A 17,331-nucleotide genomic window follows, 5' to 3' on the forward strand; every position below is an offset into this window, starting at 1 on the left:
GGAGACGGTGCGCAGCATCCGTGGCGGAGCGCCGATGCCGGTCGGCATCCGCCGTTCGCCGGGCTTACGAGGGGCGTGCGGCGGTCAGCCGGTCGTGCTTGGTGAGGGGGATCGGGCTCGTGTACTCGGAGGCGTAGCGTCCGGTGCCGACGAGGTCGGCGCCGAGTCGACGGATGACGGATGCCACGCGGGTGAGCTGTTGCGGGTCGATGCCGCCGTCGCCGCCGCTGTGCACGCGCTGCAGCACGCCGGCGAGGGTGTGCGTGTGGGCGATGTGCGTGCGGAAGCGTCCGGAGCCGTCGTACCCGCTGGTGACGACGGTCGCGTCGGGGTGCGAGTAGAAGACGCACGTGTCGATGTGGTCGAGAGCTGCGGCCTGGAGCCGGAGGTAGCGGAGCAGCCTGATGGCCTGCAGTCGGGCGCGCTGCGCGGGCGCGTCGGCGTCGAGGTAGGTGCGCACGTCGATGCTGCGGGTTTCCTTGCCGCGCGGGGTGAGGTGCAGGGCGAAGGAGCCGGTGAAGGCGCTCTCGTCGAAGAGGGCGGCGAGCGGCTGCGCGCGCGTGGAAGGGCGGACGCCGTCGAAGACGAGTCCGTTCCAGCGCTTGCTGTCGATGAGGAGGGCCGCGTTCGGTGAGAGCACCAGGTGGTCGACTTGGGCGCAGAAGACGTCGTCGGCATCCTCGTCGGGCACGAACACGATGTTGGTCGCGACGATCGCGTCGATGTCGGCCGTCTCGCAGGCGGCGACGATGGCGGACCGGGATGCGAGCTCCCACTTTATGCCGGTGGAGGCCTGAGCCAGGGCGCGCGTGAGCACCGCATCCTTGCGGGTCAGCTCGGTCTCGAGCTCGGCGAGCTTCTCTTCGTGCCGGCGCTCGGCGTTGCGCATCTTGTGCCAGTGGGCGAGGCTCTGCGTCGCGAGTGCGGCATCGTGATCGGCGTCGCGTTCACGCAGAGCCTCGGCATGCGCGCGTTCGAGCTCGGCGGTGAGCGAGGAGTGCGCCTCGGCTTCGGCGTCGCGCTGCAGCCTCCAGCTGTTGCGTGCGCGCGCATGTCCCAGGATCATGGCCGCGAGTGCCAGGAGGAGCACGCCGATGAAAGCGATCAAGAGCGGTTGCATGTCGGTAGCAAAACAGGCCGCGTCGCTCGCGCGCGGGCGATCACGGTGACGATGTGGAGATCACGGATGCCGGGGGCGTGGGGTTTCAGTCACAGGCGACGCCGTCGCCATCGCGGTCGAGCCGGCTACTGCACCGACCAGCCGCCGTCGCTCGCGAGGACGGCGCCGTTGATGTTCACGGCGTCGTCCGAGAGCAGGAACGTGATCGACGCGGCGAGGTGCTCGGCGGTCGCGACCGTGGGGATGGCCTGCTGGAACGGGGCGAGTCGGGCGGAGCCGTACTCCGACATGTTCGGCGGCATCGGGATGCCGGTGGCGACGCCGCCGGGTGCGACGGAGTTCACGCGGATGCCCTTCGGGCCGTACATGAACGCGGCCGACTTCGTGACGCCGATGATGCCGTGCTTGCTGGCCGTGTAGGCGTTGCCCGAGGCGTTGCCGCGCAGGCCGGCCTCACTCGACACGTTGAGGATCGCGCCGGTCCCGGCGACCTCCATGATCGGGAGCACGGCGCGCATGAGCTTGAACGGTGCGGTGAGGTTGATCGCGATGACGCGGTCCCACACGGCATCCGTCGTCTCGCCCGCCGGGGAGAAGTCGTCGTTGATGTCGGCGATGTTCGCGAGTCCGTCGATGCGGTCACCCGTGGCCGCGGCGACGGCGTCGATCGCCTCCTGCCGGGTGAGGTGGCCCGCGACGGTCACGATGTCGGGGAACTCAGCCCTTAGAGGACGCGCCAGTAGTTCCCACACTTCTCGTCGACTCGACGGTCAACGACGGCAAGACTGCCTCCATGCTTCGGGCCAAGCTCACAGGGGCCCGATTCTGGACATACGGGGCTCCGGACGGAAAATACGCCCTTCAGCATTCGAAGGTGCTCATCGTGGATTCGCGGACCGCGTTCGTCACCAGCGCGAACCTCTCCACCGCCGGAGCCGAATCGAACCTTGAAGCCGGAGTCGTCGTTCACGACGTCGAGTTCGCCTCCAGCATGCGGCAGAGATTCACGAAGCTCCGGGAACACGGAGCGGTAATCGATCTTGAGTGAGTGAGCCGTTCGGAGCGGGCCCGAAGCTCGGGGCTGGGATGGAGGTAGTGAACGGGCTATCTTGATCACATGAGCCGCCGCCCATTATCCGAGCAGCAGGCGATCCGCGAGGACGTTTTTCGATGGCTCGACGCGCGGCGGAACGCAGGTGCCTACGAGTACAGTCGCGATGAGCTGATCAATTACACCTACAACGGCGAGCGCATCCCGCTCCTTGACACAGGTCGGGGCATTCGGAACCCGGCTGACTTCGATGCGACGCTGACGATCATGACCAGCTCGAAGAAGACCCAATACTCGGACGGCATCGGCCCGGAGGGTCTGGTCACGTACTCATACCAGTCCCGAGAAGGCGGCGATAACGTCAAGCTCCGGAATGCGTTCGACCACGGCGATCCCCTCGTGTACTTCCTTGGCGTCCGCCCGGGCTACTTCGTCGCGTTTTACCCTGTCTACATCGTTCACGACGACCCGGTTCGTCGCGAGGTAAGCATCGCCCTGGATGAATCGCTCCGCTACTTCGATGACCCACTGAACCTGAAGGAGTACGAGAGGCGTTACGCCGAACGTCTCGTCAAGACTCGATTGCATCAACCGATGTTTCGCGCCCGAGTGCTCCGGGCCTACGAGACGACGTGCGCCATCTGCAACCTGAAGCACGCTGAACTGCTCGACGCCGCGCACATCGTGGCTGACGCTCAGATCGGCGGCGTCGCGGAAGTGACGAACGGACTAGCGCTCTGCAAGATTCACCATGCGTCTTACGATCAGAACCTGCTCGGCATCACGCCGGACTATGAGGTCAGGATCGACCGAGATCTCCTCGAAGAGGTGGACGGTCCTATGCTTCGCCACGGTCTCCAGGACATGCACGGTCGCCCACTCACGCTTCCTCGCCGTCCGGCCGACTACCCGTCGAAGGAGAAGTTGGCGGAGAAGTTCGCGCTGTTTGCTGCGTGACTAATCACAAGAAGCAGCCAGGAAGTGGACCGTGGGCATATCCGCATCCGCCCACGGCAACGAAACAAGTTCACTCGCGCCTAGCCAACGCAGCTGAGAGTGTTCTGTGGCACGTGGCTCTCCTGCTTCGACCGTTGCATGAAACGTAGTGAGCTCGACCGTTCCGAACGGGTACGAGTGTCGAGTTGTGACTATCCTGTCGCCGACGATGATGTCGCACCTGAGTTCCTCACGTACCTCCCGACGGAGCGCATGCGTGGGCGATTCTCCCAGCTCGACCTTGCCCCCGGGAAACTCCCACAGCCCGGCTAGTCTTTGCGTGGCTCCCCGCTGTGCGGCAAGTACCAATCCGTCTCGCGAGATCACCGCGCCGACAACGCGCACCGTCCTGGGCGCCCGCAGATCGATCGCCCCGCGCCCAACGCCCGCGTCTTCCGCCTCGACTCCGTTCTGCCGCATCAACCGCAGCATGTCCTCCTGTCGCGGTTGCCCCAGGGTCAAGCGATACAGCGTCAATGCATCCAACAGTCGCTCGTACTTGTCGTGGTCGCGGCTCAGCGTGAACGCGGCGATCCTCCGGTGGATGCGGGCCTCTCCGTCATACACCCACCACGGCGAGAACTGATCGGTCGCTTCTGATTCGGCGGCCGCGAACGCCGCGTCCCACGCAGAACCCGACGACGCCAGCACATCGCCCCAGTGCTTCGCGGCGACGTTCTTGCGCACGGCATGACCCATGTACCTGTGCACCCTCCCCTCGCGCTGCTCGAAGTCGACGGGGTTCGACGGCAGGTTCCAATGCACCACGGCATGGCTCCACCAGTGGAAGTCGATGCCCTCCTGACCGACGCTGGTCGAGGCCAGCACGAACGGCGCGAACGGACTGTTGAAGGCAGCCCGCACACCGCTCTGTCGCGCGGCGACTTTCTCGTCGGCATCGGTCCCCGAGCCGCCGTATCGCACGGCGAACCGGGTGGGGAACCGGATTGCGCTCCGAGCAGCGGTGGTCTCATGGCCGAAGGCCGCGGCGGCCCTCATTCGTACCGCAGCACCGATCTGCTGCGCGGCGACCATCAGACCCTCGTCGTCGAGCAATGCGCCGCCGGCCTCGCTGCGCAGCTGGAACACGTACTCGTCGAGCACTGCCTGTAGGTTGCCATCGGCGCAGTAGTCGAGCACGACACTCCAGTACGGAGCATCCGTCTCATTGAGCGTGTCGAGCAATGCTGCGGACTCGGGCCTCGCGAACAGTGATCGAAACGCGAGAGACAGTTCCCACGCTGCCCGCCACAGCCCGATGTCGGTGGCCTCGGGCGACGCGGCGGCGCGCAGCGCGCGGTAAGCGATCGACCCTGGCGCGTGGGCGGCGAGCCGGCCAAGGTCGGGATGCCCGGAGGGCTCCGCACCGATTGCCGCGGATGCCGCGTCGAGGTACTCCGCGAATCGGCTGCCGGCATCCGACTCGTCGTCTGGCTCACCGCCGATGAGAGCGGCCAGGCGCGACGGCTCCACGCCCACCGGCGTCGCGCCGGGGAAGGCGAAGAACGCCGACGATGGCTCGGCGGCGTCTCCTTCGCTCGGCACGGCCGCACTGGCGAACGATGCGTCCACCGCGCCGCCCGCCGCGCGTGCTGCGGCAAGCGGGTCAGCCGCCGACGCCAGACCAGGGTGCGGCCAGAACAGCGCGAGCGCACTCATCTGGGTCGGGCGCCCCTCTTCGTTCAGCGACCATGCCAAACGGATCGCGGAGCTGTCGGACGAACGACTCCGCCCTCGATGCGAGAGGCGCGTCGCCTCGTGGCTCAGCAGCGCAGCGATCGCCGTCGGCACCCCGTTCCATGCCGAGAACACCACGTGCTTCGTCACCTCGTCGCCGATCGACGAATACACCGGGCCAGGCCGCAGATACGGCATCGACGGCGGCATCCAGAGCATCTTCCACCACCCGCGGCCGATGGTTTCGGCCGCGAGAGCACGCAGCATCCCGTTGCCGAGGTCGATCTCGGCGCGCTGCTCCACCTGTTCTGCGGTGAGTCCCCGCGCCCCCGACAGCAGCGGCGCTACTGCCTCGCCGCCTTCAGCATTAAGCAGCTCGCGCACGCGGGTACCGGCCTTATACGTGTCCATGAACGTGGCGAAGTAGGGGATGGACTTCCACTGCTCGATGTCGATGCGTGCGCCGAGGTGCTGGTCGAGACGGTGCAGTGCGATCCAGTCGGCGATCTCTACGGCGGATGGCACGCCGCCGTCGAGCGGTCGGTCGATCACCATATCCCTGTTGCGGGCCAGCGGTGGTCGCTCCGACCGCGACATGTACCGCAGCAGTGCACGACGCACGGATGCCGCGGTCGAGGACGCGTCGCCGCCCGTGACCAACGCCAGACGGTGGGCCTCCAGCGCCTCTTTCACGTCTCCGACCAATGCCGCGTCGCGGCCGGCGAGGAAGTCGATGGTCTCGAGGAAGTCGCGCTGGTGATCGTCGTCGCCGTCGTCGGCGGTCGTGAACGGCTTGTACGGCGTTGCCGACAACAGCAGCACCTTCGCATCGCCGTAGGTGAAGAGGCTGTCAGCCAGCTCCGCGGCCTCGCTGTCGGTCGATGGATCGAGCAGCGCGCGGAACCGCTGGAACTCGTCGAGGATGATGAGGTCGGGCTCCAACGCCTCGACGCCGGCCTTCGCGAGGTTCCGGCGCAGCGCCGCCGTGACCTCGGCGGTCTCGTGCCAGAGCTCGCCCGTCGTCGGTTTCGTCCCGTGCTCTCGTACCCGGTCACGCAACCGCAGGAAGCGCGACAACGTCCCGTCCGCCGTGATCAGCGCCGAGAACTCTTCGGCGATGCGTGCGTCCGGTCCCGCCTTCCCTAGTTGCTCCCGCATTCGGGAGATCCGCCACTCGAAGTTCGACAGTTTCGCCACTCCGCCCTGAAAGAGCCTTCGCATGGCGCGTTTCTCCCCATCATCGGGGTGAAGCAGGTGCTCCAGCAGGATGCAGAGCAGGGCACGCTCCTCCGCGTTGCCCGACCGCCAGCCGCCGTCCTTGAACGATGTGCCTGGGGTGAACGAGACGAGGTTCACCTTCTTGCCGTCGCCGTCGTGCTCGGCGAGCCGGTGACTCTCGCGGGCAAGCAGCGTCAACCGCGTCGCCATCGCGAGATGCTTGTCACCCGTGACGTTGAGTCGACGCAGGTTCTGATTCGCCAGGTCGGCGTTGCTGCAGATGTAGACGATGTCGATGCGCTCGACTGCGTCGTCGCGCTCGAGGCGCTCGATCGTCTTCGCGATCACACCGCGGGCGATCACGCTCTTTCCCAGGCCCGTCTCGTCGGCGACGAGAAATCGTCCGCTACCAGCATCCGGGCCGTAGAAGCGATCGATCACGTGATCCACGGAGTCGCGTTGGAAACCCTTGAGTCCGCGCATCACCGCGTCGACGTCAACCCGCACGACTCGCCTCCCCATCGAGCGCAGCGACCACTGAGGCCCAGACCTCGCTGAAGCCGGCCGGAAGCGCGGCGGAGCGCTCATCGGCCGACAGGTGAGAGAGCACGCGCTCGATGTCAGCCAGGGCACCGGCGTTTGTCGCCGTCGCGCGGACGAGAAGCTCCAAGAGCCCCGAGCCGTCTTCGCTCACGCCGCCTCCGAACGGCGACCGGAACGACGAGAAGGACGAAGCGTCCGCGATTCCGGTCGGCCCCGATTGCTGCAGCATCAACCGGATGAACCGAGCGAACGCACCGGGCTGTGTCAGATGTGCGGCAACGATCGCATCCTGACGGCCGGGCACGTCGTCCATGATCTCGGCGATCACGACGCTCTGCCGCAGCCGCCCACCCGAGTCCGTCAGCGACACGACAACGAACGGGGTGATCTCTGCGAGGGCAAGTGATTCGAACAGGTGAGGGTCCGCCGCGGTCGGGAAGGTGCCGTTTCGAGCATCCGTTCCCGTCAGCAGTCGCCAGGACAGTGAGAGTCCGTCGGGAACAACCGGAACCGGATCGGCGGCCCAGAGCGACGCAGCGTACGGTTCGCCAGGATGTACGCGCAGCGTGAGGCGGACAGTGGCGATGGTACGGAGCGCACTGTCGAGGTCACGTTCGGCGGCTTCGTCTTCGGATGCCGTGGCTCCGCCCTCGGTCTCGTACTCGTCGAGCAACGGGGCGAGCGACTGTGTGATCGCATCGACTCCCAGCTGTTTCGTAGGGCCGTCGAGTTGCACCATGACCTCCACGTTCGAACCCCATGCCGGCTCGGTGGCGTTCGCCGAGCCGAGGAAGACAGTGGATCCGCCCATCGCGCGGTCATGCACCACGATCTTCGCGTGGAGACCGACGAGGCCGGTTGCCTGTGCCGTTTCGGTCTCGGTCCCGGCGTCAGCGAGTGCCTGATCGACGAAGTCGTCGAGCACGTACATCGACAGGTGATCAAACGAGGCCGGTGCCAGTCGGTCGAGCTGTTCCGGACGACTGACCAGCGTCGTGGGGCGACCGGGGCGGGCGCGCAGGCGAGCCAGGCCGCTGTCGGTTACGAAAGGAGAGACGATCAGGGAGCGGATGCCGTCGAGGACGGGCGGCGCGTCGCCTCCGATGCCCAGAACATGCACCGCGAAGCGACGCACATGCTCCGGTTGCTCCCACCGGATCGACCGCCACGACTCGGCGAATCTCAGGAGGCGTGCTCGGCGTGCGCCGGGTAGTTGCGGTGTCGTGCGGCCGCCGGAGGCGAGCCAGCGCAGCATCCGCACCATGTCGTCATTGGCCTCATCCGCAGCCTCGCCGGGGTGACCGTCGAGTGCGACGACCGCGTCCCACGTCCTGTCGGTGGTGAGGTTGCGGCTGCTGCACACGAAGCGATAACGACGTTCGTCGCCGGAGGCGAACTCGAGGAACCACACCTTCGGGTGGAACAGCCGCCCAGCAGGCATCGACACCGGGTGGATCATGGGTTCGAGCACCGTGACGAGCTCGCTCGCCGTGCCGAGCCCGATATAGCCGGTCTGGGCGAACAGGTCGATGCGGTCGGTGGCCCGGCGCACAGCGCTGAGGATTCCCGGGGCGTCGTCGCCCGACGCCCCGGAGCCGGCGAGTGAGAGAGGTACGGCGAGCGCTGCCTCCAGCGTCAGCGTGAACGTCGTGCCGACGGCGTGCGACAGCGTGAAGCCCGATGGTGGTCGCAGAAGTTCAGACAGGAGCGAGCGGGAATCGGGTTCAAGCACGCTGCAACCCCTCATGGATGTCGTCGAGCATGCCTCGCACCGTCGCCCAGCGGAAGGTGAGTCGCGCACTACCGGACGCGCCGCCCCACGTCGCCAGTCGGCGCGGGTTGTTCAGCCGCGCCTTGGCACCTTTCGCGATGCGCTCCCTCTGTCGCACGAGGGTGTGCGCGGCCTCGTCGTCGAGAAGCATCCGGGGGTCTCCGTCACGGACATGGGCCGACCAACGGACGATGAAGTCGCGTGTGCTCGGGGTGATCGCCGGGGCGGCTTCGTGTTCACTCCGCAAGACGTCGAGCAGGTCGGCCAACCGCCACTCTCGGGCCGCAGGCGTCAGCTCCTGCGCCCAGGTATCGAGGCGGTCGCGGTAATGGGTGACGAGGTCGCCGTCGCCGACGCCGAAGCGGAGTGCGTCCGCGGCGAGCAGTAGGTTGTAGAGCAACTGCGCGCCGTGCATCACAGCGGAGAATTCCTCGGCCTGTCGCAGCACGCCGGCTGCGCGCTCGGGAGCCGTGCGGGCGGCGTGGTCGGTCCACGGCGCGGTGCTGTCGGCGTCCGGACGATGCTGCACAAGATGCGCGAACAGAGTGCCGTGTGCGTGTTCCAGTACTCGATCGCGGAGCCACGCCGCTTCGTCGTGCGAGAGGGAGAATCCGTCGGGGACCTCCGCTGGGAAGCCAGGAGGCATGGGCGGTGCCGACCAGATCGTTGAGACGGTGGTCTGCCCGTCGTCGTCGATCAGGCGCGTCGGCGCCGAGGCGGCAAGCGCGTCTTCTCGTGTGGTCGGCTGCGCCAGGATGCCGTAGCGCTGCAGCATCGTCCAGTACGTCGACGAGGGAAGGTTCTTCAGCGCCGTGCCCGCCCGCTCGCCGAGAAGACCGGACGGATCAGCAGACGATCGCAACGGTGCGATGATCGAACGTTCCGTTTCGTCGAGCCGGCGCCACCGCTGGTCCGGTTTCGCGCGAGCTGCATGCTGAAAGCACCAGGGAACGAAGAGCAGGTATCGCGCCCGGGTGTGCAGCGTCGACGTGCCGGGAAAGAGGGCGTCGGCGATGCTGTCGCGCAATAGTCCAAGGCCGAGCTCGTCGCGGCTGTCGCGCAGAGTGAAGAGGGAGGCGAGCTCGCGCATCCGTCTCTGTTCGTCGGCCGAGACATCGAGCCATCCGATCGTCGACGCCATCAGCCGGCGATCGGATGGCTCGACGTGTAGAGGTCTGAATCGGTCACTCGACGGGGTCCTCTCTGCCGGGGCGACGTCGGAACGTGCGCTCGGCGAGGCCGCCGACGGACCCGGCGAGCGAACGGACCTTGTCGAGTCCTTCCGCGCCGACTCGTGCCGCTCTCTCCGCTCCTTCTGCTCCCGCGCGCAGGGCAGCGTTCACTCCGATGCCGCCGGCGTGCAGCGCAGCGTCACGCGTCTCTGCGACGGCCCTCGACCATCGCTTGGCGTCGACGCCTTCGCGGAGCTCCTCGATACCCAGCCGTGTGTGGAACTCCCCGACCGAGCCGTTGACGCCGTTGCGCGCGCTGACGATCGCCGGAGATTCCAGCGGGTTGAACAACACCTTCGAATTGGCGACTTCGGCCGCGGCATCCATGCGTTCGAGCAGACTGCGCGTACTCCGTGTGATGAGTTCGACGCGATTGGTTCGGGCTGCCCGCAGAGCCAGTCGATGCCGGTCGAGTTCCTCAGGCGACGTGTCGAAAACCCGGTCGAGTTCGAGCACACCGACCGCCTCGTGCAACGAGAAGCAATGAGCGAGCACCGACAACCAGTCCTGGGTCTTGCGCTCGACGTCTTTCACTACATCGGCGAGATCGTTCACCGATCTGGTCTCGAGCTTTTCCGCGAGCGCATCCAGCCGGCGGAGTGCGTAGGCCTGGGTGCGGGCGATCGTAATCGACGTCGCTTGCACCTTCGACCAGGTCACATCGGAGACGCGGCCGACCTCCTCGCGAATCGTCATCGCTTCGTCGAGCACGAGGTCGACGCCGATCATGTCCGCGAGAACGGCATCGTCGTGTGCGCGGAGCACATCGTCGATCTTCTCGTCGATGACGGCGAGGTAGTCGGTGATCTCCTGCATCGTCTGTTGCATGGCCAACTGCGCCATCAATCCCGCCGCGCCGGCGAGCATCGCAGGATTGGTGAGCACGGAACCCGGGCCCTTGACGAACTGAAGGTTCTTCGCGAACTGTCCGTTCGGTGCCCGCAATGTCGCCTGCAGGTTTCCCGACGAGTTCGTGACCTGGGGAAGCTTCTGCGCCGCGGCCCAAGACTCCTCGGTCAGCTTCATCCAGCGCCCAGACTGGGCGGCGACCTCAGACGCCGACTGTGCGATGGCGGCACTCCCGCTGAAGGCGCGGTTCAGACGCGGCAACTCGAGATCACGGGATGCGAGTCCATGCGACGTGAGGAAGCGTTCCACGGCAGCCGACGGCCCGATCAGGGCGAGGCCGTCGCCGTCCGTGATCAGCTCGATCTCGCCGACCTGCGCATCGTCCATCTCGCCACCTTTCGCCGGCGACCAGACGCCGCCCTGAACACGATCATGGCGCATCCCGCCGACACCAGCTATTTCCTCAGTCCGTCGCCTGTTGGGCCTCGTAGGCCTCACGCACGCGGAGCCGGATGTCCTGAGCATCCGCCTCCGCCTCGCGCATCAGGTCGAGAATGCGACGATGGTGTGCCCAATGTCGTTCCCACAGCTCGACGCCGACCGCTGACTCGAAGTCGATACGCGTCGGGCATCCTCGCCGTTCGTACTCCTGCAGTCGTTCGATCCGCTGTTCGATATCGGCGATGCGGCGTGCCGTCGGTGAGAGTGGTGCGGTGCTGCGCATCCAGGTGAGCCAGTTCTTGTTGCCCTTGCTCTGGTTGCATTTGCCGCATGCGGGCACGAGGTTGTGGATCTCGGAGATGTATCCGGTCGGGCGTTGCATGTCGACGAGGGGCCTGAGGTGATCCCACTCGGTGCTGGTGTCGCCGCAGTATGCGCACGCGATGCCGTCAAGCATCCCCAGGATCTCGAGAGCCTCCCGCACCTCTTCCTCCGTGGGAGGCACCACGGGGATCACGCCGTTCACGAATGAGTTCGTGATGCTCGAGCTGCGTCCGGTGATGCGCACGGGCTTCGGCATCGCGAACAGACTCAGGTACGTCATGCTTCGATCTTGGCGGATGCCGCCGACAGTGCTCGCTCGTGCGTCAACCGGCTCCTTCTCTGCGGCTGCCCAGGCTGCCTGCGGGCTGCAGCCGAGTTTCGGACGATTGCACGAATCTCGGACGAAAGCGGACGGATGCTCCGAAACCCGCCCGGGTCTCCGAAATTCGGATCGGCCGGAGGAAGCGATCCGGCCCCGCTCAGTCCGCTCGCCGCACCCGCAGCGCGAACGCCACCAGCGCCAGCAGGATCACCACCACGCCGTAGCCCACGCACACGGCGCCCAGCCCGACGACGCTTACGAGCGCTCCGGCGATCACCGAGGGCACGCCGAAGGCGAGGTAGGCCAGCAGGTAGATCACGGCGAAAGCATCCGCCCTCTCCGTCGGAGGGATGCGCGGGGCGAGAGAGGCCACGACGCCCGAGAACGCGGTGCCGAATCCCATACCGGTGACGGCCGCGGCGACGAGGTAGAACGGAAGCGACTGCACGCCGAGGGCGATGAGTGAGAGCAGCGTTCCGACGCCGAGAGCGGCCGTGCCGAACAGCACGCTGGTGCGCGCGCTGCGACGGCGTATGAGCAGTGCGGTGATGGCTCCGACCCCGGCGAGCACGGTGACCGGCAGTCCCTGCCACACGTGCGCCTGGCCGCCGAGCTCGCCGCGCACGATGTTCGCACCCAGCGACAGGAAGAGTCCGCCGGTCGCCCAGCCCGCGATGACGGCCGGCGACGCATGCAGGAAGTCGCGACGGATGCCGGTGGGCAGCGACAGGCGGAAACTGAGCGACGCCAACGCACCGGGACGCCGAGGTGCGGTCTCGGGCGCGAGGAGGAAGAGCACGGCCAGTGCGACGTACGCGACGGTCAGCGGGGCGAACACGTCGAGCAGCGGCTCACCGGTCGTATCGAGCACCACTGCGGAGACGAGCGCCCCGAGCGCCAGGCCGATGCCGGGGGTCAGCGCGTTCCACAGCGCGGCCACTCGCTCCCGCCCGGCGGGAGCCAGGTCGAGCACCGCGGCCGAGAGCGCCGAGATGAGCAGACCGCTCGCGATGCCCTGAAGAGCCCGCGCGAGCACGAGAACCACCACGGAGTCCGCGTGCCAGAACAGCACCATGCTGCCGGCCAGCAGCAGGAACCCGACGAAGGCGACGGGTCGTCGGCCGATGTGGTCAGACAGAGATCCCGCCGTCAGCAGGGTCAGTAGGAGCGCCACCGCGTACACCGCGAACACGGCGCTGATCACGACCGGGCCGAACCCGATGTCGTGTGCCAGCACCGGGTAGAAGGGCGACGGGGCGCTCGCTCCGACCATCATCGTGATCTGGGCGACGACCGCGAGGACGAAGGCGGCGCCGGATCGACGGCGCGGAGCGTCCAGAACGGCGGCCGGCACGGTGACGGGTTGAGTGGTGGTCATGACGCTCCTTATGGTTCGAAGATCATCGAACCATCGAAGAGTATGCCTTCGCTGCAGATTGTTCAACTATTATCGAACCATGGCTGGTGACCTGCCTCATCCTGAGCGCTTCGAGATACAGCTCACCGACGTGCTCTTCGCGCTGAGCGACCCCGAGCGCCTGGCGATCGCGCGGCAGCTCGCCGACGGTCCGCTCGACATGGCCGCCTGCCACGCGACCGACCCGAACCTCCCGAAGTCGACGAAGTCGCACTTCATGAAGGTGCTCCGCGAAGCGGGCGTCATCCGCAACGAGCCCAACGGCCGCCGGCGGATGCTGACCCTGCGCCGCGACGACCTCGACGCGCGCTTCCCGGGCCTGCTGGATTCGGTGCTGAACGCCTGAGGCGGCTTCCCGCCGCCCGCCGCGGTTCGCCCGCCCTGGCTCGTCCGCCCCTGGCTCGTCCACCCTGGCTCGTCCGGGCGCCGTCCGACGCTGTTCACGCCCTCCGAACTTCGGAGAGTTCGAGGGGCTTCGGAGGGAATCGCGCGGATCATCCGAAGAACGTGGCATTGTCCGAAATTCGGATCGCGCATCAGGCGCCGGGCGCGGGTGCTGCGCATCAGGCCGCAGGGTGTCGGGCATCAGGCGCCGGCGGCGGGCCGGGTGGCGCAGGGGTTACGAGGCGACGCGCCCCGCGGCATCCGTTCCGACCTCGGCCCAGACCTCGTCGAGTGACAGGCCCAGCACCCCGGCGATCGCGGCGATCGTCGAGAACGACGGCGTCGCGACGCGACCCGACTCGATCTTGCGCAGCGTCTCCGGCGATATGCCGGCGTCGAGGGCGACGCTCAGCATCGATCGCCCGCCTCGCGCGCGGCGCAGAATCGCTCCGAGGCGCTCGCCGCGTTCGACGTCGGCGGGGGTGAGCGGCATCCGGACCATCATGGCACCCATTCTAATCCCGGGATAGTATTACCGGGATACTTATTGGAAGGCGAGGCACATGATCGAGATCCTCACGAGCGACGAGTTGGTGCGAGCCCGGCAGGCAGGCGCTCTCGTCGGCACCATCCTGCACACCCTCAAAGAGCGCACCAGGCCCGGCGTGAACCTCCTCGACCTCGATCGTTGGGCGCAAGAGCTCATCGCGGATGCCGGTGGGCAGTCCTGCTACGTCGACTACGCTCCCTCGTTCGGCCGCGGTCCCTTCGGTCACTACATCTGCACGGCCGTGAATGACGCGGTGCTGCACGGCATGCCCCATGACTTCGCGCTCGCCGACGGCGACCTCCTCACCCTCGACCTCGCCGTCTCGCTGCACGGAATCGCCGCAGACGCCGCCATCAGCTTCGTCGTGGGGGAGGCGGCATCCGCGGCCGACCTCGCCATGATCGATGCGACCGAGCGGGCTCTCGCCGCCGCCATCGCCGTCGCACGGCCCGGCGCGCGCACCGGCGACCTCTCCCACGCCATCGGCTCGGTGCTGCGCGACGCCGGCTACCCGATCAACCTCGAGTTCGGCGGCCACGGCATCGGGTCGACCATGCACCAGGACCCCCACATCTCCAACGACGGACGCCCCGGGCGCGGCTACCAGCTGCGTCCAGGCTTGCTCCTCGCGCTCGAACCGTGGGTCATGGCCGACACCGACGATCTCCTCACCGATCCCGATGACGGCTGGACGCTCCGAAGCGCCACCGGATGCCGCACCGCACACTCCGAACACACCATCGCGATCACGGAGACCGGCGCAGAGATCCTCACTCTGGCGCGGTGACCGGATAGCAACAGGGGCCCTCGACATGAGAGAGCCGGTGCCCTCCTCCCATAACGAGGGTCACCGGCTCTGCTCGTGTTCCGGATGCTCAGCATCCGGAAGAGGTCGATTTACGACTGGCCGCCTTCGCGCCCGGCCTCGGTCGGATCTGCGCCGTTCTCGGCTCCGAACCGGCCGCTGCTCTGCTGACCGCCTTCACGTCCGGCCTCGCTGGGGTCGGCGCCGTTCTCCGCGCCGAACTGGCCGCTGCTCTGCTGCCCGCCCTTGCGGGCCTGCTCCTCGGTGTCCTCGCGGTTGCCGAACTGTCCCTGATTCTGGTCGCTCATCTCTGCTCCTTTCCGAGTTCGCCGCCACCTGCGGCGGATTCCCGACGCTAGGCAGCCCGAACGGAACGACCGAGGGGGTCGACAAGAGAAGAAGCGTGGCTATACTCGCGGGCCGGTTCGCCAGGGGCGCGTTTGCGGCGGGCGGGTTCGCCGCGGGCGGTCAGTCGTCGCTGGAGTGCAAGCCCCGCCGGGCCGAGAGCACCGTGACCTCCGGATGCTGCTCCGACAGCATCCGCTCCGCCTGGTCGAGCACGTCGCGCACATGCGATGCGTGCGTCGCCACGACCGAGACGCCGATGGCCGTGCGCCGATGCAGATCCTGCGCTCCGACCTCTGCGGCCGCCGCCTCGGTGCGCCGGGCCAGGTCGGCGATGATCGGCCGGATCACGCTGCGCTTCTCCTTCAGCGAGTGCACGTCGCCGAGCAGCACGTCGAACTCGATCCAGCCGATCCACATGCCCCCAGTCTGTCACCGGGCCATGGTCTACAGCTCGTGAGCCGCCAGGCTCAGTCGGCCCGCCGCGCGCGCAGCACGAAGGCCACCATTGCGAGCGGGCAGGCGGTCCGGGCGTTCTCCGCGTGTCGCTTTGCGGTACCCGGCGCTACCGTTTCCTCATGCCGCACACTGTCCCCACGTACACCGCCGATCAGGTGCGGGCGGCGGAGGCGCCGCTGCTCGCGGCCGGCGTCCCGCTCATGCGCCGGGCTGCTCGCGCGCTCGCGGCAGTGATCGCAGAACGCGATCCGAAGCGGATGCTGGTGATCGCCGGATCCGGAGACAACGGCGGCGACGCGCTCTTCGCTGCCGCCGAGCTCGCGTCGGGCGGCACAGCGATCGACGTGCTCCGCACCTCCGATCGCGCCCACGAGGAGGGCTTCGCCGCGGCCATGAATGCGGGTGCGCGGGAGGTCGAACTCGACCTCCTCGAGCCCGCGGGCTATGACCTCGTCCTCGACGGCATCCTCGGCATCGGCGCTCGCGGCGCACTGCGCGGCCGGGCGCGCAACGCAGTGCAGGCGCTCCTCCCGCACCATCCCCGGGTGATCGCGGTCGACATCCCGAGCGGGCTCGATCCCGACACCGGTGACACCGACGGGACCGTGCTCGCGGCCGAGACGACCGTGACGTTCGGTGCCGTGAAGGCAGGTCTGGCAACAGGCGACGGGCCGCGTCTCGCAGGACGTCTCGTGCTCGTCGATCTCGGCCTCACGCTGGCAGATCCCGTGGGCTCCGCATCCGTCCACGCGATCAGGTAGCCGCTGCCGCGATCCGACGCGAGGCAACACGAAGCCGTATGGCCGAGTCGCTGCGGCGCCGGGGTCGGCGACGTCGAACTCGGCGTGCAGCTGATCTACTACGGCGGCGATCTCGTCGACCTGGCTCCTTCAGCGCTGCCCGCGCCACCCGATCCCGCGCCCCGCGATCCGGCGCCCGGCCTCGTCGGCCGGCACCGCCTCACCGACGTCGGCTCCGCGCTCCAGGGAGACCACCGAGTGCACGACGGTCGCCTCGTACACCTGCACGAGGTTGTAGCCCTGCGCGGCATCCTGGCCTCTCGTCGCGCCGACCGGCTGCGCGAGGTCCTGGCCGTACGCGCTCGACGATGCGACCGCGACCGGGATGCCGGCGAACGTGCCGAACGACGGGTGATGCACGTGCCCGGAGAGGATCGCGCGCACGTCCGAGCCGCGCAGCACCGCGGCGAGCCGGGGCTGGTCGCGCAGTTCGACCGTCACCGCAAGGTCCAGCACGGTGGGCAGCGGCGGGTGGTGCATGAGCAGGAGCGTCCCTCCGGGCGCCGGGGTCGCGAGTTCCTCCGCGAGCCACGACAGCTGCGCATCGTCGAGCTCTCCCCAGTGCGCGCCTGGGACAGTGGAGTCCAGCGCGATCACGCGCAGGTCGCCGAACCACGTGACCGAGGTGATCGGGTCGGCTGAACTCGGGCTGTCCAGGAGCTCGGTGCGCATTGCGGCGCGGGAATCATGGTTCCCCGCGACCCACACCACCTCGCACTTCAGCGCCTCCGCAGCCGGCTCGATCAGCGCCCGCAGCCGCCGGTACGCCGACGCGTCGCCGCGATCGGTCAGGTCTCCCGTCATGAGCAGCGCGTCCGGCCTCAGCCCGGACGACACGAGCCGCGACAGCAGGAGCGAGAGATTGGAATCGGCATCGGCCCCGCTGCCGTACAGCGGCGACCGCTCACCCGGCAGGTGTGTATCGGAGATGTGCACGAAGGTGTGCGAAGGGCGGGGGTGCTCGGTGAGGATCATGTCTCTTCCGGGTCGAACAGCGAACAGCGAGTAACAAACAGCGAACAGCGAA

Annotated in this window: 16 protein-coding genes and 1 pseudogene; 5 read left to right on the top strand and 12 right to left on the bottom strand. The window is 67.7% G+C overall.

Going from position 1 to position 17,331, the window contains the following annotated elements; genetic code table 11:
• Positions 1-64 precede the first annotated feature (64 nt).
• Both AB663_RS05110 and AB663_RS05115 read right to left on the bottom strand, forming a co-directional pair.
• A complete protein-coding gene (locus AB663_RS05110) occupies positions 65-1,120 on the bottom strand; it encodes a nuclease-related domain-containing protein (protein ID WP_067196407.1) in 1,056 nt (351 codons plus the stop codon).
• 125 nt (positions 1,121-1,245) lie between these two features.
• A pseudogene (locus AB663_RS05115) lies at positions 1,246-1,827 on the bottom strand (SDR family NAD(P)-dependent oxidoreductase); the annotation flags it as partial.
• Between the two features lie 86 nt (positions 1,828-1,913).
• On the opposite strand from AB663_RS05115, the gene AB663_RS16835 reads away from it, so the two are divergent.
• Complete coding sequence (locus AB663_RS16835) at positions 1,914-2,168, top strand: phospholipase D-like domain-containing protein (RefSeq protein ID WP_083511117.1); 255 nt, start codon at positions 1,914-1,916, stop codon at positions 2,166-2,168.
• Positions 2,169-2,237: 69 nt separating this feature from the next.
• Positions 2,238-3,128 (top strand): HNH endonuclease, encoded by an 891-nt coding sequence (locus AB663_RS05120; RefSeq protein WP_157540888.1) that lies wholly within the window; start codon positions 2,238-2,240, stop codon positions 3,126-3,128.
• On the opposite strand, the gene AB663_RS05125 is transcribed toward AB663_RS05120, so the two are convergent.
• From AB663_RS05125 to AB663_RS05150, 6 genes are all read right to left on the bottom strand, one after another.
• A complete protein-coding gene (locus AB663_RS05125) occupies positions 3,129-6,569 on the bottom strand; it encodes an NUDIX domain-containing protein (protein WP_067196409.1) in 3,441 nt (1,146 codons plus the stop codon). It abuts the gene before it with no gap.
• On the bottom strand, positions 6,559-8,337 hold the full coding sequence (locus tag AB663_RS05130) for a phospholipase D family protein (protein ID WP_067196411.1): 1,779 nt from the start codon (positions 8,335-8,337) through the stop codon (positions 6,559-6,561). Before AB663_RS05130 ends, AB663_RS05125 begins: the two co-directional genes overlap by 11 nt.
• Positions 8,330-9,517, bottom strand: coding sequence for a DUF6361 family protein (locus tag AB663_RS05135; RefSeq protein WP_067196413.1), 1,188 nt, complete (start codon positions 9,515-9,517; stop codon positions 8,330-8,332). The genes AB663_RS05130 and AB663_RS05135 overlap by 8 nt, the downstream gene beginning before the upstream one ends.
• Positions 9,518-9,560: 43 nt before the next feature.
• Entirely contained in the window at positions 9,561-10,844 is a 1,284-nt protein-coding gene (locus tag AB663_RS05140) for a hypothetical protein (RefSeq protein ID WP_067196415.1), read from the bottom strand.
• A 76-nt stretch (positions 10,845-10,920) separates the two neighbouring features.
• Positions 10,921-11,502 carry an HNH endonuclease gene (locus AB663_RS05145; RefSeq protein WP_067196416.1) on the bottom strand — a complete coding sequence of 194 codons (582 nt, stop codon included), beginning with the start codon at positions 11,500-11,502 and terminating at the stop codon, positions 10,921-10,923.
• Between the two features lie 199 nt (positions 11,503-11,701).
• Positions 11,702-12,922 (bottom strand): MFS transporter, encoded by a 1,221-nt coding sequence (locus AB663_RS05150; protein WP_067196418.1) that lies wholly within the window; start codon positions 12,920-12,922, stop codon positions 11,702-11,704.
• A 79-nt stretch (positions 12,923-13,001) separates the two neighbouring features.
• Here AB663_RS05150 and AB663_RS05155 point away from each other — a divergent pair, with 79 nt between their 5' ends.
• The gene (locus AB663_RS05155; protein ID WP_067196420.1) at positions 13,002-13,307 is read left to right on the top strand and encodes an ArsR/SmtB family transcription factor; all 306 of its coding nucleotides are present in this window, start codon (positions 13,002-13,004) and stop codon (positions 13,305-13,307) included.
• A 273-nt stretch (positions 13,308-13,580) separates the two neighbouring features.
• On the opposite strand, the gene AB663_RS05160 is transcribed toward AB663_RS05155, so the two are convergent.
• Complete coding sequence (locus AB663_RS05160) at positions 13,581-13,847, bottom strand: helix-turn-helix domain-containing protein (protein WP_067202198.1); 267 nt, start codon at positions 13,845-13,847, stop codon at positions 13,581-13,583.
• A gap of 61 nt (positions 13,848-13,908) precedes the next feature.
• Here AB663_RS05160 and map point away from each other — a divergent pair, with 61 nt between their 5' ends.
• Positions 13,909-14,682 carry a type I methionyl aminopeptidase gene (map, locus tag AB663_RS05165; RefSeq protein WP_067196422.1) on the top strand — a complete coding sequence of 258 codons (774 nt, stop codon included), beginning with the start codon at positions 13,909-13,911 and terminating at the stop codon, positions 14,680-14,682.
• Between the two features lie 110 nt (positions 14,683-14,792).
• On the opposite strand, the gene AB663_RS05170 is transcribed toward map, so the two are convergent.
• Both AB663_RS05170 and AB663_RS05175 read right to left on the bottom strand, forming a co-directional pair.
• Positions 14,793-15,008, bottom strand: coding sequence for a stress protein (locus tag AB663_RS05170; RefSeq protein WP_067196424.1), 216 nt, complete (start codon positions 15,006-15,008; stop codon positions 14,793-14,795).
• A 160-nt stretch (positions 15,009-15,168) separates the two neighbouring features.
• Positions 15,169-15,465, bottom strand: a complete 297-nt coding sequence (locus AB663_RS05175) for a DUF503 domain-containing protein (protein ID WP_067196426.1) — start codon at positions 15,463-15,465, stop codon at positions 15,169-15,171.
• Positions 15,466-15,623: 158 nt separating this feature from the next.
• Between AB663_RS05175 and AB663_RS05180 the strand changes: the two genes are divergently transcribed.
• Entirely contained in the window at positions 15,624-16,265 is a 642-nt protein-coding gene (locus tag AB663_RS05180; protein WP_067196428.1) for an NAD(P)H-hydrate epimerase, read from the top strand.
• Between the two features lie 129 nt (positions 16,266-16,394).
• Here AB663_RS05180 and AB663_RS05185 read toward each other — a convergent pair whose 3' ends face one another.
• A complete protein-coding gene (locus tag AB663_RS05185; protein WP_067196430.1) occupies positions 16,395-17,279 on the bottom strand; it encodes a metallophosphoesterase in 885 nt (294 codons plus the stop codon).
• Positions 17,280-17,331: the final 52 nt, after the last annotated feature.

The organism is Microbacterium sp. XT11 (assembly GCF_001513675.1).
Lineage (GTDB): Bacteria > Actinomycetota > Actinomycetes > Actinomycetales > Microbacteriaceae > Microbacterium.